Raw genomic sequence first — 603 nt, forward strand, 5'->3', positions numbered from 1 at the left:
AATCCGCTGAAGAACGCCCCGCACACCGCGCAGGAACTGGTCGGCGCGTGGACCCACCACTACAGCCGCGAACTGGCCGTGTACCCCGTCGCCAGCCTGGTGGAAGGCAAGTACTGGCCGCCGGTGGGCCGCGTGGACAACGTCTACGGCGACCGCAACCTGGTCTGCGCCTGCCCGTCCATCGAGGCCTACCAGGACGCCTGACAGTCGAGCCGGAAGGCCTCGGTAGGGGCCAATTCATTCGCCAAGGGCTGCGCAGCAGCCCCTGAACACTCCGTCGGGCAGGCCTGCGGCCTGCTCAGCGAATGAATTCGCCCCCACGAGGCTCCGGGCAACGTTTCGGCGGTCGGGCCTTGGCGCCCGATCCGCCGCGCTGTCTACGCTGATTAATAAGAAAAGCCGAGCGCGAGCTCAGGAGCGCGACATGTCCCTCAGCGTCTTCGACCTGTTCAAGATCGGCATCGGCCCCTCCAGCTCCCACACCGTGGGCCCGATGCGTGCCGCCGCACGCTTCGTCGACGGCCTGCGCCGGGAAAACCTGCTGGCCGACACCGAAAGCCTGAAAGTCGAGCTGTACGGCTCCCTCGGTGCCACCGGCAAGGG

The 603-nt window shown here is 67.3% G+C and carries 2 protein-coding genes; both read left to right on the forward strand.

Features of this window, described 5'->3' with window-relative positions:
• A partial coding sequence (locus ACFPU0_RS16650; RefSeq protein ID WP_377694328.1) for a hypothetical protein occupies positions 1-204 on the forward strand: 204 nt, incomplete at its 5' end.
• Between the two features lie 220 nt (positions 205-424).
• The coding region (locus ACFPU0_RS16655; protein ID WP_377694329.1) for a serine dehydratase beta chain at positions 425-603 on the forward strand (179 nt) is incomplete at its 3' end.

The organism is Pseudomonas sp. GCM10022186 (assembly GCF_042656385.1).
Lineage (GTDB): Bacteria > Pseudomonadota > Gammaproteobacteria > Pseudomonadales > Pseudomonadaceae > Metapseudomonas.